The 16,265-nt window shown below is 61.1% G+C and carries 21 protein-coding genes and 1 tRNA gene; 11 read left to right on the plus strand and 11 right to left on the minus strand.

All coding sequences use genetic code 11. The annotated features are described in order from the left end of the window. Window positions 1-10 precede the first annotated feature (10 nt). The 3 genes from WCY17_RS05805 to WCY17_RS05815 all read right to left on the minus strand — a co-directional run bounded on the left by WCY17_RS05805 (window position 11) and on the right by WCY17_RS05815 (window position 3,230). The gene (locus WCY17_RS05805) at window positions 11-1,222 is read right to left on the minus strand and encodes an ABC transporter substrate-binding protein (RefSeq protein ID WP_372701231.1); all 1,212 of its coding nucleotides are present in this window, start codon (window positions 1,220-1,222) and stop codon (window positions 11-13) included. Window positions 1,223-1,332: 110 nt separating this feature from the next. After that, on the minus strand, window positions 1,333-2,265 hold the full coding sequence (locus WCY17_RS05810; protein WP_372701232.1) for a 3-keto-5-aminohexanoate cleavage protein: 933 nt from the start codon (window positions 2,263-2,265) through the stop codon (window positions 1,333-1,335). Continuing rightward, window positions 2,262-3,230: a 3-hydroxyacyl-CoA dehydrogenase NAD-binding domain-containing protein gene (locus WCY17_RS05815; protein WP_372701233.1), complete on the minus strand. Its 969-nt coding sequence runs from the start codon at window positions 3,228-3,230 to the stop codon at window positions 2,262-2,264. Before WCY17_RS05815 ends, WCY17_RS05810 begins: the two co-directional genes overlap by 4 nt. A gap of 222 nt (window positions 3,231-3,452) precedes the next feature. On the opposite strand from WCY17_RS05815, the gene WCY17_RS05820 reads away from it, so the two are divergent. From WCY17_RS05820 to WCY17_RS05840, 5 genes are all read left to right on the plus strand, one after another. Next, complete coding sequence (locus tag WCY17_RS05820; RefSeq protein WP_372701234.1) at window positions 3,453-4,313, plus strand: TrmB family transcriptional regulator; 861 nt, start codon at window positions 3,453-3,455, stop codon at window positions 4,311-4,313. A gap of 33 nt (window positions 4,314-4,346) precedes the next feature. Then, window positions 4,347-5,009, plus strand: coding sequence for a hypothetical protein (locus WCY17_RS05825; RefSeq protein WP_372701235.1), 663 nt, complete (start codon window positions 4,347-4,349; stop codon window positions 5,007-5,009). A 120-nt stretch (window positions 5,010-5,129) separates the two neighbouring features. Further along, window positions 5,130-5,408: a copper resistance protein CopC gene (locus WCY17_RS05830; RefSeq protein WP_372701236.1), complete on the plus strand. Its 279-nt coding sequence runs from the start codon at window positions 5,130-5,132 to the stop codon at window positions 5,406-5,408. Between the two features lie 35 nt (window positions 5,409-5,443). After that, the gene (locus WCY17_RS05835; RefSeq protein ID WP_372701237.1) at window positions 5,444-6,346 is read left to right on the plus strand and encodes a copper resistance D family protein; all 903 of its coding nucleotides are present in this window, start codon (window positions 5,444-5,446) and stop codon (window positions 6,344-6,346) included. A gap of 133 nt (window positions 6,347-6,479) precedes the next feature. Beyond that, window positions 6,480-6,564: transfer RNA gene (locus WCY17_RS05840), tRNA-Leu, on the plus strand. A 181-nt stretch (window positions 6,565-6,745) separates the two neighbouring features. Here the strand turns inward: WCY17_RS05840 and WCY17_RS05845 are convergent. After that, a complete protein-coding gene (locus tag WCY17_RS05845) occupies window positions 6,746-7,048 on the minus strand; it encodes a helix-turn-helix domain-containing protein (RefSeq protein WP_372701238.1) in 303 nt (100 codons plus the stop codon). After that, the gene (locus WCY17_RS05850) at window positions 7,032-7,415 is read right to left on the minus strand and encodes a type II toxin-antitoxin system RelE/ParE family toxin (protein ID WP_372701239.1); all 384 of its coding nucleotides are present in this window, start codon (window positions 7,413-7,415) and stop codon (window positions 7,032-7,034) included. The genes WCY17_RS05845 and WCY17_RS05850 overlap by 17 nt, the downstream gene beginning before the upstream one ends. Window positions 7,416-7,614: 199 nt before the next feature. Between WCY17_RS05850 and WCY17_RS05855 the strand changes: the two genes are divergently transcribed. Then, entirely contained in the window at window positions 7,615-8,295 is a 681-nt protein-coding gene (locus WCY17_RS05855; protein ID WP_372701240.1) for a Crp/Fnr family transcriptional regulator, read from the plus strand. Here the strand turns inward: WCY17_RS05855 and WCY17_RS05860 are convergent. The 5 genes from WCY17_RS05860 to WCY17_RS05880 form a co-directional block, all read right to left on the minus strand. Beyond that, window positions 8,240-8,875 carry a hypothetical protein gene (locus WCY17_RS05860; RefSeq protein WP_372701241.1) on the minus strand — a complete coding sequence of 212 codons (636 nt, stop codon included), beginning with the start codon at window positions 8,873-8,875 and terminating at the stop codon, window positions 8,240-8,242. The two genes, WCY17_RS05855 and WCY17_RS05860, sit on opposite strands and share 56 nt — an antisense overlap. Before the next feature lie 236 nt (window positions 8,876-9,111). Next, window positions 9,112-9,840, minus strand: coding sequence for an SCO family protein (locus tag WCY17_RS05865; RefSeq protein ID WP_372701242.1), 729 nt, complete (start codon window positions 9,838-9,840; stop codon window positions 9,112-9,114). A 47-nt stretch (window positions 9,841-9,887) separates the two neighbouring features. Beyond that, window positions 9,888-11,480, minus strand: a complete 1,593-nt coding sequence (locus tag WCY17_RS05870) for a cbb3-type cytochrome c oxidase subunit I (protein ID WP_372701243.1) — start codon at window positions 11,478-11,480, stop codon at window positions 9,888-9,890. 2 nt (window positions 11,481-11,482) lie between these two features. Beyond that, entirely contained in the window at window positions 11,483-12,070 is a 588-nt protein-coding gene (locus tag WCY17_RS05875) for a hypothetical protein (RefSeq protein ID WP_372701244.1), read from the minus strand. 95 nt (window positions 12,071-12,165) lie between these two features. Further along, complete coding sequence (locus WCY17_RS05880; protein WP_372701245.1) at window positions 12,166-12,384, minus strand: hypothetical protein; 219 nt, start codon at window positions 12,382-12,384, stop codon at window positions 12,166-12,168. 11 nt (window positions 12,385-12,395) lie between these two features. On the opposite strand from WCY17_RS05880, the gene WCY17_RS05885 reads away from it, so the two are divergent. From WCY17_RS05885 to WCY17_RS05905, 5 genes are all read left to right on the plus strand, one after another. After that, window positions 12,396-12,710 (plus strand): HigA family addiction module antitoxin, encoded by a 315-nt coding sequence (locus WCY17_RS05885; protein WP_372701246.1) that lies wholly within the window; start codon window positions 12,396-12,398, stop codon window positions 12,708-12,710. A gap of 225 nt (window positions 12,711-12,935) precedes the next feature. After that, entirely contained in the window at window positions 12,936-13,184 is a 249-nt protein-coding gene (locus tag WCY17_RS05890) for a type II toxin-antitoxin system CcdA family antitoxin (RefSeq protein WP_372701247.1), read from the plus strand. Next, window positions 13,184-13,483: a CcdB family protein gene (locus tag WCY17_RS05895; RefSeq protein WP_372701248.1), complete on the plus strand. Its 300-nt coding sequence runs from the start codon at window positions 13,184-13,186 to the stop codon at window positions 13,481-13,483. The genes WCY17_RS05890 and WCY17_RS05895 overlap by 1 nt, the downstream gene beginning before the upstream one ends. Before the next feature lie 363 nt (window positions 13,484-13,846). Then, window positions 13,847-15,208 (plus strand): tyrosine-type recombinase/integrase, encoded by a 1,362-nt coding sequence (locus tag WCY17_RS05900; protein WP_372701249.1) that lies wholly within the window; start codon window positions 13,847-13,849, stop codon window positions 15,206-15,208. A 28-nt stretch (window positions 15,209-15,236) separates the two neighbouring features. Beyond that, window positions 15,237-15,827 (plus strand): hypothetical protein, encoded by a 591-nt coding sequence (locus tag WCY17_RS05905; RefSeq protein WP_372701250.1) that lies wholly within the window; start codon window positions 15,237-15,239, stop codon window positions 15,825-15,827. A 201-nt stretch (window positions 15,828-16,028) separates the two neighbouring features. Here the strand turns inward: WCY17_RS05905 and WCY17_RS05910 are convergent. Beyond that, window positions 16,029-16,265, minus strand: a 237-nt coding sequence (locus tag WCY17_RS05910) for a Shedu anti-phage system protein SduA domain-containing protein (RefSeq protein WP_372701251.1), incomplete at its 5' end; no start/stop codon positions are given.

A 16,265-nucleotide genomic window follows, 5' to 3' on the forward strand; every position in this document is an offset into this window, starting at 1 on the left:
GAAGACTCCATTATTTCTTGACCAGGGCACACGTGGACGCGGATTCGGGGCCGAACACCGATTCGGCTGAAAGATTGCGCACCGTCTTGTAGTAGTCCCAGGGACCACTGGATTCAGCCGGGGTCTTGACCTGGACCAGCATCATGTCGTGCATCATCAGGCCATCTGGCCGGATATAGCCGTTCTTGACGAACATGTCGTTGATCTTGTGGGATTTCAGGTACTGCATGATGGTGTCACTATCGTCGGTGCCCGTGGCCTTGACGGCATCGAGGTAGGTGCGGGTCGCCGAGTAATCGCCCGCCTGGACCCACGTGGGGGCCCGGCCGTTCTTTTCGATGAAGCGCTGGGACCACGCTTTTGCTTCATCGTTCTGGTTCCAGTACCAGGGTGCAGTGAGGTAGAGGCCCTGGGCGGTTTCAAGGCCAAGCGAGTTGATGTCGGTGACGAACATCAGCAGGCCGGCCAGCTTCATGGTGTCGGTGATGCCGAATTCCTTGGCGGTCTTGATCGAATTGATCGTGTCACCGCCAGCATTGGCCAGCCCCAGGATCTGCGCGCCCGACTGCTGGGCCTGCAGCAGATAGGAAGAAAAATCGGAGGTCGACAGGGGCGCCCGCACCTGGCCCAGCACCTGGCCTCCGGCCTCTTTGACCACCCTGGCCGTGTTTTGCTCGAGCGAATGGCCAAAGGCGTAATCGGCCGTCAGGAAAAACCAGGTCTTGCCGCCTTGTTCGACCACGGCCATGCCAGTGCCGCGCGCCATGGCTTCGGTGTTGTAGGCATAATGCACCGTGTAGGGGGTGCATTGTTCATTGGTCAGCTGCGTGGCGCCGGGGCCCACGGCAATGAACGGCTTTTTCTTTTCGGCGGCCACGGCAGCCATGGCCAGCCCGGTGGCCGAGTTGGTGCCGCCCACCAGCATGTCCATGTTCTGCTGGTCGAACCATTCTCGCGCGCGTGTAGAGGCGACATCGGCCTTCATCTGGTGGTCGGCCACCAGGAGCTCGATCTTCTTGCCATCGATCTCGCCACCGAAGTCATCGATCGCCATCTGGATGACATCGGCCCCGGCCTTGCCGTCGACGTCGGCATAGACACTGGACAAATCGGTGATGAAACCAATGCGGATGACGTCGTCGGAAAAGCCAGCTGCCTGGGCGTGCCCGGCAAACCCGAGACCCAGGGTCGCCAGGGCAAGGGTGAGAGTGCGAATTTTCATGAGTTCCTCGTAGGAAAGAACGGCCCGCAGGTCGTGGGTGGTTGAAACGGTGAGCGTGGTTCGACTGAAATGAAGGTAAGGGGCTGAAGATGGTGGTCGGGTGCCTGGCTTCAGAAGGCCACGTTGTCCTTGCCCTTGGTCTGCAGCATCTGTCGGGCTTCGTCGGGTGTGGCGATCTCGAGCGAGAGTTCTTCGAGAATGCGGCGTATCTTGGCCACCTGTGCGGCATTCGAGGGCGCCAGCTGGCCTTTGGACAGGTAGAGGCTGTCTTCGAGGCCGACGCGCACGTTGCCCCCCAGAATGGCACTGAGGGTGACAAATGGCATCTGGTGGCGGCCGGCCGCCAGAACCGACAGGTAGTAATCATTGCCCAGCAGCTTGTCGGCGATGGCCCGCATGTGCAGCAGGTTTTCGTGGTGTGGCCCGATGCCGCCCGAAATGCCGAAAATGCACTGCAGGAAGAACGGCGGCTTGATCAGGCCACGGTCGGCAAAGTGGGCGACGTTGTACAGGTGGCCGACGTCATAGCACTCGAACTCGAAGCGTGTGCCCTGGGCGGAGAGTTCGGCGACGCCACGTTCGATCTGTGCAAAGGTGTTGGACAGGATCAGATCCTTGGTCATTTCGAGGTAAGGCTTTTCCCAGTCGAACTTGAACTGGTCGATCTTGCCCGCGGCGCCCGAAATATTGAAGTTGAACGAGCCCATGTTCATGGAGGCGATCTCGGGCTGGGCCGCCTTGGCAGGGGCCAGGCGCTCGTCGAGAGTCATGCCCAGGCCGCCGCCGGTGGTGATGTTGATGATGGCGTCAGTCTGGTTTTTGATGATCGGCAGGAACTGCCCGAACAGCTTGGGATCCTGGCGTGGCTGCCCGGTTTGCGGGTCGCGGGCGTGCAGGTGCACCATGGCGGCCCCGGCTTCGGCGGCTGCCACGGCGTCGCGCGCGATCTCTTCGGGCGTGATGGGCAGGTAGGGCGACATGGTGGGGGTGTGGATCGAACCGGTGACGGCACAGGTGATGATGACTTTCTTGGCTTGCTTCATTGATGACTCCCGCGTTTGGCTTCGAGGACCCGCAGCAACATGTCGTCGCGTTCTTGGGCCAGTGCCTGTATGTTACGCCCGCGGCTTTCTTCGGTCAGCCCCCGGATCAGGATCTCGCGGGTGGTTTCATCGAGTGGTGCCTCGCCCAGGTCGTCCCACCAGCTTTTCATGGGGCCCGAGAAATGATCCAGGAAATGCGCCATGCCGCCCTGGCCGCCGCCCAGGTTGAAGGTCATGTGGGGGCCGAAAATGGCCCAGCGCACACCCGGGCCTTCGGTGATGGCCGTATCGATGTCCTCGACCGAGGCCACGCCCTGTGCGGCCAGATACACGGCTTCGCGCCAGATGGCGGCCTGCAGGCGGTTGGCGACGTGCCCGCTGACTTCCTTGTTGATCCGGATCGGGCGCTTGCCCACCTGGCGGTAGAACGCCATGGTGCGCTCGATCGTTTCGTTGGACGTGTGCTGGCCGCCGACGACCTCGACCAGCGGGATGAGGTGTGGCGGATTGAAGGGGTGGCCGATCACGCAGCGCTCGGGGTGCGCGCACTGGCTCTGCAGGCGGCTCATGTGCAGGCCTGACGTGCTCGATGCCAGTATGGCGTGTGCCGGTGCCGCTGCGTCGAGCTGCCTGTAGAGATCGATCTTGAAGGCCTCGCGTTCGGGGGCGTTTTCCTGGACGAGATCGGCGTCCGCCACGGCCCGTTCAAGATCGGCCTTGAACCGCAGGGCATGCCAGGGGATTTCGGGCTGTGCAATGCCCAGCGTGACCAGGGCGGGCCAGGCCTGTGTGATGAATGCCCTGGCGAAGGGCTCGGCATCGGGCCCTGGGTCATGCAGAACGACTTCCAGGCCATGGGCCAGAAACAGTGCCGCCCAACTGGCGCCTATGGTACCGGTGCCAATGATGCTGGTTCGGGCAATGGGGGGGGAGGACGATTGATTTGAGTTGGGTGAGGATGACAAAAGGGTGGACTCCTGCAACGGATGGGCGAGATCCGTTGCGTTTGGGTCTCGCCCCTGACGACATGACTACGGGCCACCAAGAGCCCGCAGAAAAATTATACGGAGCCTGGGCGACAGCGCGTGTCAGTCAAAACCCTTATATGCGGAAATTCTTGACTCAGATCATACCGGGTTTATACTAGTAGCTATACAAACAACTACTTATGTTTCAGCAGGCCCGCCATGGATACGACACTGACCTTGCAGCAGCTGGGGTTTACCGAGTACGAGGCACGGGCTTATGCAGCACTGGTGGCTGAAGGCGAATTGAACGGGTATGAACTGGCCAAGAAGACCGGCATTCCCAGAGCCAACATCTACGCCGTGGCGGCGCGTCTGGTAGAGCGCGGTGCCATCTTGCCGGCCGAACACGCCGGCGGACGGCGCTACGTAGCCTTGGCGCCCGAGCCGTTGCTGCGCAGTCTGCAGGCGCAGCACCAGCGGGCATTGCAGGCGGCTCGCCAGGCCTTCGAACGCCGGGGCAGCAGCGCCGAGTCGGTCGCAGTGCTCAATCTGCAAGGGCAGGAACTTCTCACCAGGGCGCGTCAGCTGGTCGATGCGTGCCATCAGCGGCTGTTGCTGGCACTGCATCCCGAGGCCGCGGCATTTCTCGCCGAGGCCCTGCAAATGGCCGGCGAGCGCGGTGTACGCATCGCGTCCCTGTGTCTGGCGGCATGCGGCACAGCCTGTGGCGGCTGCCAAGGGCATTTCTATCGCCAGGCCGTACCCGCCGTGGCCGGGTCTGATCGGCTGGTTCTGGTGGCCGACGATCACACCGCCCTGATCGGCCGGTTCCACGGTGCCGATGGGCAGTCAGCTGCCAGCCACGGCTTGACGACCCGCCAGCCTGCCGTAGTGCAACTGGCCGCTGATTTCATTCGCCAGCAACTGGTGCTGGCGACGCTCGGCCAGGCCCTTGGGGGGCGGCTGGACGGCTTGATGCCAGCGCCTGATTTGCAGGCTTTGGCTGCGTTGTACCCCGACGGGGGGTTGCCCGCCAATCTGTCGGGTCTCAGTGCCCGGGCGTCCAGTTCCAATGGATGACGGCGCTGCGGCCCTTTCCGAAGGAGCATCATCATGAAAACCCTGAAAATCACATCGACCCTGTCGCGCGGTTCCTGGGTGCTGGCAGCTTCCCTGGGGCTGGCGCTGGGTGGCGTCATGGTCAGCGCCGATACCCATGCGGCACCGCAGCCGACCATCACCACACATACCATGAACTGGTTCGGTGGCCCGGCCTACATGGGCGATCCGGCGCTCGAGGTCACGGCGGCCCTGGTCGAGGCCGGCGGTGGGGCAGACCACTTCTCCTTTGACACTGCACTGGTTGCCATGCTGGGCCAGGACACGGTGAATGCCGAAGTCGCGAAACTCAGCAAACAATACGGTGCGGATCAGGTCAAACAATTTGTCGATGGCATGACGTTCGCGGTGAACGATGGCCTGAAGCGGGCAACCGAAGCGGGTGTGACACTGCCGACGGCCCCGGCCGACCTGAAAGGGCAGAAGCTCGCCCTGGTGCTGGTGCAGGCCGGCACGGTGGACGATGGCACGTGGTGGTCGGGGTATCTGTTCGACAAGGCCTTGTCGCACGGCCTGCACAACCAGGTCATGGCGGACATCGAAGTCAAGGCCGGGCACGGTGCGGATCAACTCACGCATCGCATCCTGAATCAGGCCATGTATGACGTGGCACAGGCGCTTGGGCAGAAAGACGTTAAACTGGCCACATTGCATTAAGCTTCAATAAAAGGTTTCGCAGTGATGTCGCATGGTTTCACTCTACAGGTACGTACAGTTCTGCTGCTGGGGGCATTGACCCTGGCAGGCATGGGGCAGGCATGGGCGCATGCCCACGTCGTGTCCCAGACACCCGCCCAGGGCACGGCCGCCGCCAGCCCGCCTGAAACTTGTGTTGAATTCGACAGCCCGCTCGAGGTAGCCTTCAGCCAGCTGAATGTTCAGGGCCCGCAAGGCACCGTGTTGGATACGGGCGATGCCGAGCTTCGAAATGACGCTCACGTACTGTGCGCCAGCCTGCCGGCCGCATTGCCCGGTGGTGACTACGAGGCCCACTGGGTCGCCGTGGCCAGCGACGGCCATCGCATGCAGGGCACCTACTCCTTCAGCGTACGCTGACAGCCCCGTCACCGGTGGCCCTGATCGCTCATGCCATGCAGCCGGTCCTGGCGGCGATGCAGGATATCCTGCTCGCCGGCGCGCTCGGCCGCGTCGTCATGCACAGCGCCGGTGCAGCCACTCAGATGGCCAGTCTGGCGCGTCTGGGAAGGCGGCTCCTGTGGGGTCTGCTGCTCGCCCAGTTGATCTTCCTGTTCAACGGGGCCTATCTGATGGCCGAGCCCGCCTGGCCACAATGGCTTGACGCAGTCTGGATCACGGTACGGCATACTGCATTTGGCGCCACGGTTGGCCTTTCGGTACTGCTCACCGCCTGCTGGCTGCTCGCAGAACGCATCATGGCCATGGGCAGCAGCATGGCCGTGCGCACGGCAGGGACCACAGGGGGTGCACCCACACACCAGGCTGCCATTCTGGTCGCGGCCGTTTTTCTTCTGGCACTTGCATATTGTCGCGCAGCCACGGGCCACGCGGCCGATCAGGGCCCGCTCAGCCGGGCCGCGGGAGTGCATGCAATACACATCCTGGCCGCCGGGCTCTGGACGGGGCCCGTCTGGGTGGTGCTTCTGTTGCGGCCCGGCTGGCGCGACCTGACACTGGCGCAGGTGCGAGTCCAGGCACGCCGCCTGTCACATGCCGCGACGATCGGGGTGCCCGTGCTGGTCCTGACGGGCGCACTGGATGCCTGGCGCACCCTGGGGCCGGCAGAGCACTGGGACAGTACGTCCTATGTATGGATTCTGTCGGGCAAGATCGGCCTCATGGCACTGGCCATCGTTCTGGGTCTGCGCAACCGCTGGTACTGGATGCCTCGTCTGGCCGCGGGCGATACACGGGCTTGTGGCGGCTTCTTTGGCGTGCTGGTGATCGAAGCCTGCGTGTTGCTGGGTGTCATGCTCCTGGCCGGGATGCTGGGCCAGGCCATGCTGCCGGCATGAATGAGGCTGGTGCTCTGCGGCGTCATCGTTGCGCAGGGCTGCGCTGCGTGGGGCCGTGTGGTGCCGGCCTGCACCGTGCAGGGCCGCGCTGCACAGGGTTAAAATGGGCGCCGGCCCAATATGATGGAACCGGGCTCCCATGGCGGAATAGGTAGACGCAAGGGACTTAAAATCCCTCGCCTTCGGGCATGCCGGTTCGACTCCGGCTGGGAGCACCAGGGGTTGAATTGGTCATGCCGGGTAACGTATCGGCAACCTCGATTTCCTGCAGCAGGCGTTCGATCTGCGTTCCGCTCAGACCGCGCTCGGTATCGGCCAGCACACGGCAGGTGGCTTCAAGATGTTGTGAGCTGAAAGGGGCAATCCGAGTCGCCAGTGCCAGTGTCTCCTTTTCAGGTATCAGATGATGGCCTGCAAGCCCTTGTCAGCGATGACATTGAGCAGCTTGAGAGCTGGCCCCGTGGGATGGGTGTCGCCTTGCTCCCATTTGCGCACGGTCGAGGCCGACGTATGCAAATGAAGAGCAAACACAGGCTGGCTGAACTTCAACGCTTCGCGCAGACGCTTGATGTCGGCGGCGTTGAACTCCCGCACCAGCGGCGGGCAGATCGCGTCGTACTCGCGCATTGTTACCTTGCTGATCGCCCCGGTTTTTTGGAGAGCGGCCAGGTCACCACGCAGGGATTCAATGATCTTGCTCACAATACACCTCCAATAACACACCAGACTGTAACGCCTTCGACAAAGCCCCTGTGGACAGATCCAGAAACACTTTGCCAGCGAATTGCAGCGCCCTCTTCTCATCCTGCGTGATATTTTCCCTGTCGCTCTTGGGGAACCCATGCAGGAACACATGGCGGCTACCGATCCTGGCCGATAGCAGCGTACGGTAGCCTCCGCTCTTGCCTCTGCCAGGGCGGGCAACCCGCTTCTTGTAGAGGAAGCCGCCCAAATCCGCATCAATCAGGCCGCTTTCGATCTCCTGAACCGCTTTGCACAAGGCAGCATCAGGCAGTTTTTCGCTCGCTTGCCAGCGCGCGAAGTCCTTTCGCTTGAGTACACGCGCCATCTTGATGTCCAAAATATACCCGAAACGGGTATATTTTTCCAGCCGTCAGCAGACTGCACAAGCGACTTGCGACCAATTCAGCACCAGGGATTGAATTGATCCGCAAGATCAGTGATGGCCTGTTCGATTTCTATGGCGTTCATGGGTGTACGGTCATTTCATCCACGGTTCGTGGTTGCCCTATAAAATACCTCATACCATGGCCACGCACCCCATCCCATATGATTCAATCCCGTATTTCGAAGGAATCCCACAGCATGTTCTGGCACCCCTGTTGCAGGGTGCATACCCGATTCATGCGCGGCGCGGCCAGATCATCGCCCTGAAGGGCCAGCCCTGTGAGGGCATGCACATCATCGTGAGCGGTCAGATCAAGCTCTACCACGAATCTGATTCCGGGCTCGAACGCATCATGCGCGTCATTGACGCGGGCGACAGCTTTGGCGAGGCGCTGATGTTCCTGGAGCGCGACTACCCCATCACCGCCGAGGCCTTGGCCACCAGTGAACTGCTGTATCTGCCGCGCGAGCTGATGATGCAGCACATGGTACAGAACCCCGCGCTGGCGCAGCATCTCGTGGCCAGCCTCAGCCATCATCTCTACATGATGATAGGCGACATGGGCGCTTACACGGTACGCAATGGGCGCCAGCGGCTCATCGCCTATCTGTTGCGCGAGTCCGGCGGCCTGCAGGGCGTGCCAGTGCGTCTGCCGGTGGCCAAGGGCGTGATCGCATCACGCCTGAATCTGACACCGCAGCACTTCTCACGCATTCTGCATGAACTCGTCGAGCGCAAGCTGATCTGCATACGTGGGCGTGAATTCACTTTGCTGGACGTCGCCGGCCTGCGTGCCTATCATGAGCAACAGGCACTGTAGGGTGCCATGGCGCCATGGCGCGTTCTCGGGTCTTCGTGCGCTGGTTCTGCCCGCCTGCGACCGGACGCCACAGCACGCGTGCCACCGCCAGTAGAAAAATCGCACTGCCCGCCACCAGCAGGCCCTGCCCGGTCGCCTGCTGCGCATCCAGCAGATAGTTGGTGCACAGCCGCGTGGGTGAGGCCAGGTACAGCCAGCCGGTGCGAAACAGGGTCGCCACCAGTTCCACCACGAATACCCCGCGCACCAGCAAGCCGGCCGATGGCCAGCTCAGTGCCCAGGGTACGCCCACCAGCAGCGGCAGGCTCAGGAACTTGGCGGCCGTCACCCAGGGTTGATCCAGCGCTGCATCCAGGGCCAGCGGCAGCATCCACAGCACCATCACCACACTGGCCAGCAGCAGGCCGCTGATCCCCTGGTGATTCCACGCGCGCAGCCTGTCACGCACCGCGCACCGCGCTCGACTGCATGCCTGGCCGTGTTCCAGTACCGTTGACTGCGGCCAGTCCCGCCATGCCTGGCCGATGCACAATCCCGCCAGCACCAACAGCGGCAGCTGCACCAGCATATGCCAGCGCATGTCCGCCTCGAGGGGCGTGCGCAATGGCGGTAGCGCCAACAGGAGCCATAACAGCACCCCCGCGACCCGTTTTCTTCGGCAAGTCACCTTCTTCGACCCCATTCATCCCGGCCGAACGGGGCTCGTACGAAGAATTGCAGCGCGGTCCTGTTGTACAGGGCCCAAGAGCAGGATCGCAATTCGGACCCGCCGCACCAGGCCCAAGCCACGGATCCTCGCGTGTCGGGCCGCATCGTTCATGGTCCAATCTCCGCTCGAATGCGCCGCGCGGCGGCCTGCGGATCGGCCCAATCCAGCACGGCCACCAGTTGTCCCTGTGGATTGACTAGGTTGAAGGCGGCATTGTGCTCAAAACCGCCCAGGCCGTCTGGAATGGCCTTCACGCCGAACACGTCCAGCAAAGACTTCAATCCGGCATCGTCCACGGGGCGGGCGACTTGCCAGCCGCTACCCGCGTGTGCCTGCAGTCCTGCTGCAGTGACAGCGACAGCTGGGCCTGCACCTGCACCGGCTGGCATGAAGCGTGCCTGCCAGCGTCGCAGCGCGGCCGGTACATCGTGCCGTGGATCGAAACTGATGCTCAACAGCGCCACATCGCCGCGCGCCAGGGCAGGGCCCAGCAGTGCCTGCAATTGGGCCATTTCTGCTCCCTGTACTGAACACACGGTGGTACAGCGCGTGTACATGAAGCTGACCACCTGCCATGGCGTGGAAACCGCCGATCCGGGGTGGCCAGGATGACGCGACGCCCGTGGCAGCGTGGGTTCTGCGCCCCAGGACAGCAGGCCACCATCGGCAGTCTGCAAATGTACTGCAGGTACCGTGCGCGGGGCCTCTTGCACGCTCGCCTGCAGAGCACCTTCGGTGGTGAACACCGAAAACCCGTGCGTCAGCCCTGCAAACACGGCTGTGCCCGCAGCCAGGATGGCCATGCTGCACAAGCTGGTCTTGAACGCTGACATCATTGCATTCCTGCGAAAAACCGTACGCCTGCAGAATCACCGCGAGGTCACTACGAGGCGGCCGGCTTGCGCAACAAGCCTGTGCACAGGCGCAGCGCAAAGAACAGGATTGCCAGCACCACCAGGCTGGCGCCCACCACACCCACGCCGTCGCTGGGCGTCCAGGTATCCCAGTGCTCGGCCATGCGGCGCGCCACCCCCAATTGCCCGCCATACAGAAAGGCGAGTACAAAGGTCAACGCGCCCACGAAGAACACCGGGAAGGCGATCCTGTCCATGATGGAAATGACTGTCGAATGGGCCGCCTCATCTTCGGTGGCCACTGGCCGGCCGCTGGTCTGGTTTTTCACATCAGCCTGAATCTCTGCGCGCGCTTGCGGCTCGGCCTTGGCCGGCATCGCGATCGGCGCCCGATCCACGCCCTGGCGCAGCCGCCCGACCTGGTGATACAGCAGCGCCAGCACCATGGGCAGCATCCCCAACAGCATGTAGAAGTGGAAATGCCCCGGTACCCACAATGTGTTGTGCATCACGGCATTCACCCGTATCGTGCCATCGATGATCGCCGGCACCACCCCTGCGGCCCAGCCGAACATCGCCAGCACCAGCAGCAACGCCGGCATGCTCCAGCGGATCTTCGATCGATAGATATTGACCAGTGCCCCATACACCGTGATCACGAACACCGGAAAGCCACCCAGCCAGGATGCGATTTGCCCCGTTACCGCCAACCAGCGCGGCTGTGCAAAGTCCATGAACAGGTGGTGCGGGAACACCACGATGACGTACAGGGCGGTGACCAGCCAGGCCCAGATGAACGGGCGCGACACCGTATACGGCTTCTGTGTGTAGCGGGGCAGCAGTTCGTAGACCGCAATCACGCCCATGTAGATCGTTGCATTGGCCACCATGTGCCCAAACCAGTAGATCAGGTTCTTGGCCAGCAGGGGATTGAGCACGACGTCAGGGTAGAACAGGTTCACCAGCGTCATGAACAGCGCCACCTCGCCCGCGATGATGCCCAGCGAATTGGCGATGATCACCCCGCTGCTGGCGATCACTGCCTTGGGGTGATCGGGATCCACGGTGCCACCGAACAGCCACTGCCAGCCCATCCCGCGCCCCAGGCTGCCGTAGCGGTCGATGATCCCCGCGGTCGCGTCCAGGTAAAAGAGCAGGGCGCCCACGCCGATCAGCACGTATCCGACCACGTACAACTCGGCTGCCCAGGCGGGCCACTCACCCATGCTCAGGGCCGGCAGCGGATACAGAAAGGTCCACAGCCCCGCATAGCCACCGACGAAAATCGCCACCAGAATGCACACCACCCCCAGCAGGAACAGCACATAATTGGTAACGATTGCCCATATGTGCAGGGTGACGTATTTGCGCAGGAAAAACCACATCACCGCCGTGGTCGCCAGCCAGGTGATCCCCACCATGCCGGTGCCGTGCAGTGTCAACAGTTCATAGAAAAGAAACGGCGACAGCGTGATCCACCGCGCCTCGTGCAGCCGCATCGTCAGGCCCACGGCCATGAACAGCACCAGCGCCACCAGGGCGGTCACCATGTAGGCATTGAACACGCGGCGCTCGGGTTGGCCCAGGGCTTCATCCACCGGGTACATCGTCAGGCTTGCCATGATCAGTGCCCCCCTTTGCCAAGGGTGGTTCCCCCGGGGGCCGTACCCGTCGCATGCTTGGATACCGTCAGCTTCGTGCGCATGAAGCCATGTCCTACCCCGCAGTATTCCAGGCATTGCACGGTGTATTCACCAGGCTGTTGAAACGTCACCAGCAGCTTGTTCAGGACCCTCGGCATCGCCTGTGTCTGTGCCACCAGATTGCCATCCGGCCCGTAAATCGCGAAATCGTGGTTCACATCCTTGCTGGTGACACGAAACGCCACCGTCTGACCCACCTGGATGGGGGTGTCGGGGATGGTCCAGCCCCACATGAAGCCTTCCACATCCATCTCCACATCCGCCGCCAGGGGGGCGCCCCGCTGCAAGGGAATTGGAAAATGCCGCAGCGTGAGCCACGTGCCCACGACGAAGCCCAGCACCAGCAGACCAAAAAACCAGGCCTGGATGACATGCGCGGTATGGGTGGATCGAGCAGTTTCCTGCTCGGTTGCGGGTTGTCTGGCCTGGCTGATTACAAAGATGAACACCAGCGCCACTGCAACAATGCCCAGCAGCGCCAGGGGCCAGACCACGTTTTGAACGGTCATGTCATGCCTCTTGCTGGTAATCCGACCATTGTAGGAAGCGGCGACTGAAAATGATTGAACCTGGGTTCAGAAATCGGTTGAATCTGTTCTGGTTTTCAGGGGATTTCCGATCCGCCGATGACGTCGTGATCCTGTGCCATGATGCCGGCAAGGATGAGGCGCAATTGTGCGCAGGCTGGCAGATCGTGGCCGATTTTATCGAGCAGGGCGAGCAGCACTGGCAGACGCCTGGCATGGTGGATGGGTATCTTCTGCTTCTGGTGGCTCACGCTGTTCTTGAGCTGGAAACGGACAATGTGCTGCGCATGTGGCATGCGAAAATTGAATGCGTGATGACGTAATGCCAGCGCTGGGGCTTTCCGTCACGGATGCTGCAAAGCAATTGGGCGTGGCGCGTGTCACGCTATCGCGCGTCCTGAATGGTCGTGCGGCCATATCGCCAGAAATGGCCCTGCGCATTGAGGCATGGCTAGGGCTTGAGCGTGGCGGAGAGGCCCGCTTGTGGCTGGCGGAACAAACCGCTTATGACATGTGGCAGGCCGAACAAAGAATCAAGGCCGCGCCGCTGCATGTTCAGCCAGCGCCGGCATCGCGTGATTTAGCCCTCGCACGACGGCAGCGTTGCTCAGGTGGGCGATAAAGCGCTCGCGCAGCCAATGCGCCGCCGTCGAGCGCCCGAGCACGCTATCGGCTCGCGTACGGTGCCTAGCCCCCCTGGTGGATTCAGTATTGCCATTAACGGGGTAGAGCCGGTAAGTCGATTGCGAAATTGTGGTCGTGATTACCCACTTGTACAGGCGTGTCATGTGCATATAATGTATTGAATTTGATGCGCATTGTGCACCACACGATTTTGGAGAACGCCATGCTGACTGCAAACCGCTCACGCACCGCCAACAAGCGAGCGACGAATGTTTCACTCCCTGAAGACCTGCTGGCTGAAGCCAAGGCTTTGCAAATCAACATCTCACAGGCCGCCGAAGTCGGCGTGGCTCAAGCCATCACTCGCGCACGCAGCGAACTGTGGCTTGCTGAAAACCAGGAAGCTATCGAACGTTCCAATGCGTATGTTGAAAAACACGGCCTTCCGCTGGCAAAGTACCGGACGTTCTGATGAGCCGCTACGACGTCTACCCGAATCCGTCAGGACCAGGCTATCTTCTTGATGTCCAGGCGGACATCCTGCAGCAGATGAGCACGCGGGCGGTTGTACCGCTACTTCCCCTGAGCGAAGTGCTCAAACCCGCGAGAATGCTTAATCCGGTGTTTGACGTCGCCGGTGAGCCGCACGTGATGGTGACGCAGTACCTCGCGGCGGTTCCGGAGCGGGAGCTACAGACCCCGACGTGTAGTCTTCGGCATCGGCATGACGATATCGTGGCTGCCGTCGACTTTTTGTTCCACGGATTCTAGCGGTTTCTTGCTGGATGGGCGTATTTCGCCGCAAGACAAACAGTTCCAGGAAACAAGCAAACTGCCCCGAGCCTTTCGGACTCGGGGCAGTTTGCTTGTATTCCTGGTGGCGCATCAGGGACTCGAACCCCGGACCTGCGGATTATGATGCCTCGAATACCGCATTTTGTGAGATCAAACGAGATTCAGTGAGACAAAAAATACTCTTTAATGTCAAATAGATATTGATCCATTTTGGTTTAAGTGTTCTCATATACCTTCAATCAAGCGCAGTATTTTTGGGACACCAGCGGGACACGAGCGGCATTGTCGTTGTCCCAGGCGATCCAAATCGCTGGATGGAAATTCTGAGAGACACTTGTCATGACCCTTCTCACAAGCCGAGCCGTTGATGCTCTGAAACCCAAGGGCCAGCCTTACAAGATGGCGATAGATCGCGGTCTTCAATTGCGTGTTGCCCCGGATGGGGTCAAAACGCTTCTCGTCCGTTATACCGTACAAGGCACCGGCGCTGTTCGTCAGTACCGCCTCCCGCAAGAGTATGGCAATGGGGCTGGTCAAATTAAGCTGGCCGATGCAAGAGCGGAAGCGCAACGCATTCGCGCGCTCGCTCGTGCGGGAGTTGATTGGCCGGCTGAAGAAGAAGCACGTTTGCAGGCCGAAGCACAGGCTCGCGAGACGCAGGCTTCTACAGATGGTCAGACGTTTGCCGAAGCCTTGCGCGAGTATGTTGAAGGGAAGCGGCGGGCCAAGGATGGCTTGCCCCTCAAGGCTCGAACCAAGTCCGAATACTCCAAAATGGTCGAACCGGGCAAGATTGCCAAAAACGGCAAAAAATTTGCGGATGGCGAACTGATGGCCCTGGCTGACAAACCATTGTCCGCGATCACGGCCAAGGACATCAAGGACACCTACACAAAATTGCTCAGTCGTTCCAAGCGGCGCGCCGACTATGCCATGCAGGTTTTGCGTGCCGTTCTGCGCTGGCACGGCATCAAGATCGAAGACAGTCCACTGAGTCAGGAAACGGCCGGCCGCAACCGTATTGTGCTGGCACCGTCGAGAGGCGATCCCAAGCCGATTCCCGCTGAGAAGCTGGGTGCCTGGTGGCTGGCTGCGTGCGCCAGTCCGCGTCGGGTGGCCGCGAACTACTACCGTTTCCAACTGCTTACTGGTTGTCGGGGCGTCGAGATCCTCGGTGAGAAGAAATACGATTACGAGCCCATCAGGGTACGGGATGTGAATCTTGAAACCGGCCGCATCCTGCTGATCGACACCAAGAACCGTAGCAATCATCTGTTGCTGCTATCGCGGGAGGCATTGGCGATTGCAAAAGAAGCCTGCGAGGGACGTAAGCCCGAGGACCCTTTGTTTCCGATTACGGATGCCCGCAAGACGCTGGCCTGGATCAACAAGCAGGCGGGGACGACGGTGCAAGGTCATGACATGCGGGCAACCTTCGCCACTATTGCCGAAGAGCTGGTATCGGGCGGCGTGCTCAAGCGCATGATTAACCACGCCACCAATGGCGATGTAACCCTGGGCCACTACGTTGGCAAGGGCGAGGCGCAGTTGCGCGCGGGCTGGCAGACCGTGGCGGATTTCATCGGTAACGCCGCTGCAGAAGAAACCGCTCGGCGCACTACACCGGAGGCCATGCCTGTTTCGGATGCGGGAGAGCATGTCGTGGCTGTTACCCCTGAAGCAGCGGTGGAAATGGCATGAATCTTGTGGGTAACGGGGCGACCGTGTCATGAGATGGGTGAACTGCATCAGGCAAGGTTTCATCGAGGTGAGCGGCAAGCGCTACGATCTTTCGCATATGCGCGGGCCAACCTTCGAACTCGCCATCGCCGCGACCACCCGCTTTCCAGCCCTGACACTGCGCATCGAAGTTGAGTTCACCTCGCATTGCGTGTCTTTCGGCCCGAAGGAAGGAGAAACTCTTGATTTTGATGCCTTAGGGCAAGATCGACGGATACTCGATCATCGGCAGGTCGCGCGGGCCTTCTGCTTCGACCGCTACCGATGGTCGCTTTCGCTACCGGCGTTGGTGCGAACGCTGGATGGGCATTTCTGCAACTTCACTGGACAAGGAAACTGGCTGGTCATCCGGGCAATCGACGACCAGGGCCGTGAAGTGAACTATGAAATCTACTTTCGGTTGCGCCGGCACGATAAGAATGGGCTACGTATGGTGGTGGAAAGCGCCTATGTTCGCGCCCCTGGCACGCCCGGCCCTGGTGTCCCGCATGACCGCAAAGGCAGGATACGCTTTCAGGTGATGGCGGCCAAAGTGTTCCGGGGAGAGCCGCTGCGCGACCCCAATCACCATCGCCGGTAGCTGAACAGATGCCGGAAAAGGCGAAGCGCCGCGTGGGCGGCGCTTCGTTTCGCGGGTGCTCTTCAATATCAGCACGGCTGAACCCTGTTTCCAGGGGGCAGATAGACACCTTTTCAGGCCCCGGTACATCTATCTAGAGCAAAGCATACTCGCTTAGAGAGCGCGAGTCAAGACATCGACAGACATCGCATTCAAGACGGACTAGTCGACCTGCAGTGTTGCAGGCGCGGCACTGAGGGCCGGGCCGCTGCGCAATTGATCGAGTACCGCCTGAAGCCGCGCCAGTAGATCGTCATAGGTGATGATGTCGACGATACCCTTGGAATCACGGCGCAGCACTTCAAACTCGCGTCTTTCTACCTCAGATAGCGTGTTACAACGCCCCATAATCACAATGCCTAGTGGGTTGGTTATCTGGATCCTGAAGCCCGCAGGCAA

Source organism: Castellaniella sp., assembly GCF_041677825.1.
GTDB lineage: Bacteria > Pseudomonadota > Gammaproteobacteria > Burkholderiales > Burkholderiaceae_B > Castellaniella.

Bases quoted from the DNA above. Each gene is read 5' to 3' on its own strand.
- WCY17_RS05870 (WP_372701243.1), bottom strand. From the start codon at position 11,480: ATGGCAAGCCTGACGATGTACCCGGTGGATGAAGCCCTGGGCCAACCC.
- WCY17_RS05820 (WP_372701234.1), top strand. From the start codon at position 3,453: ATGGATACGACACTGACCTTGCAGCAGCTGGGGTTTACCGAGTACGAG.
- WCY17_RS05905 (WP_372701250.1), top strand. From the start codon at position 15,237: ATGAGATGGGTGAACTGCATCAGGCAAGGTTTCATCGAGGTGAGCGGC.
- WCY17_RS05850 (WP_372701239.1), bottom strand. From the start codon at position 7,415: ATGGCGCGTGTACTCAAGCGAAAGGACTTCGCGCGCTGGCAAGCGAGC.
- WCY17_RS05810 (WP_372701232.1), bottom strand. From the start codon at position 2,265: ATGAAGCAAGCCAAGAAAGTCATCATCACCTGTGCCGTCACCGGTTCG.
- WCY17_RS05855 (WP_372701240.1), top strand. From the start codon at position 7,615: ATGGCCACGCACCCCATCCCATATGATTCAATCCCGTATTTCGAAGGA.
- WCY17_RS05875 (WP_372701244.1), bottom strand. From the start codon at position 12,070: ATGACCGTTCAAAACGTGGTCTGGCCCCTGGCGCTGCTGGGCATTGTT.
- WCY17_RS05835 (WP_372701237.1), top strand. From the start codon at position 5,444: ATGCAGCCGGTCCTGGCGGCGATGCAGGATATCCTGCTCGCCGGCGCG.
- WCY17_RS05865 (WP_372701242.1), bottom strand. From the start codon at position 9,840: ATGATGTCAGCGTTCAAGACCAGCTTGTGCAGCATGGCCATCCTGGCT.
- WCY17_RS05860 (WP_372701241.1), bottom strand. From the start codon at position 8,875: ATGCGCTGGCATATGCTGGTGCAGCTGCCGCTGTTGGTGCTGGCGGGA.
- WCY17_RS05900 (WP_372701249.1), top strand. From the start codon at position 13,847: ATGACCCTTCTCACAAGCCGAGCCGTTGATGCTCTGAAACCCAAGGGC.
- WCY17_RS05890 (WP_372701247.1), top strand. From the start codon at position 12,936: ATGCTGACTGCAAACCGCTCACGCACCGCCAACAAGCGAGCGACGAAT.
- WCY17_RS05885 (WP_372701246.1), top strand. From the start codon at position 12,396: ATGCGTGATGACGTAATGCCAGCGCTGGGGCTTTCCGTCACGGATGCT.
- WCY17_RS05895 (WP_372701248.1), top strand. From the start codon at position 13,184: ATGAGCCGCTACGACGTCTACCCGAATCCGTCAGGACCAGGCTATCTT.
- WCY17_RS05880 (WP_372701245.1), bottom strand. From the start codon at position 12,384: ATGCCACATGCGCAGCACATTGTCCGTTTCCAGCTCAAGAACAGCGTG.
- WCY17_RS05805 (WP_372701231.1), bottom strand. From the start codon at position 1,222: ATGAAAATTCGCACTCTCACCCTTGCCCTGGCGACCCTGGGTCTCGGG.
- WCY17_RS05825 (WP_372701235.1), top strand. From the start codon at position 4,347: ATGAAAACCCTGAAAATCACATCGACCCTGTCGCGCGGTTCCTGGGTG.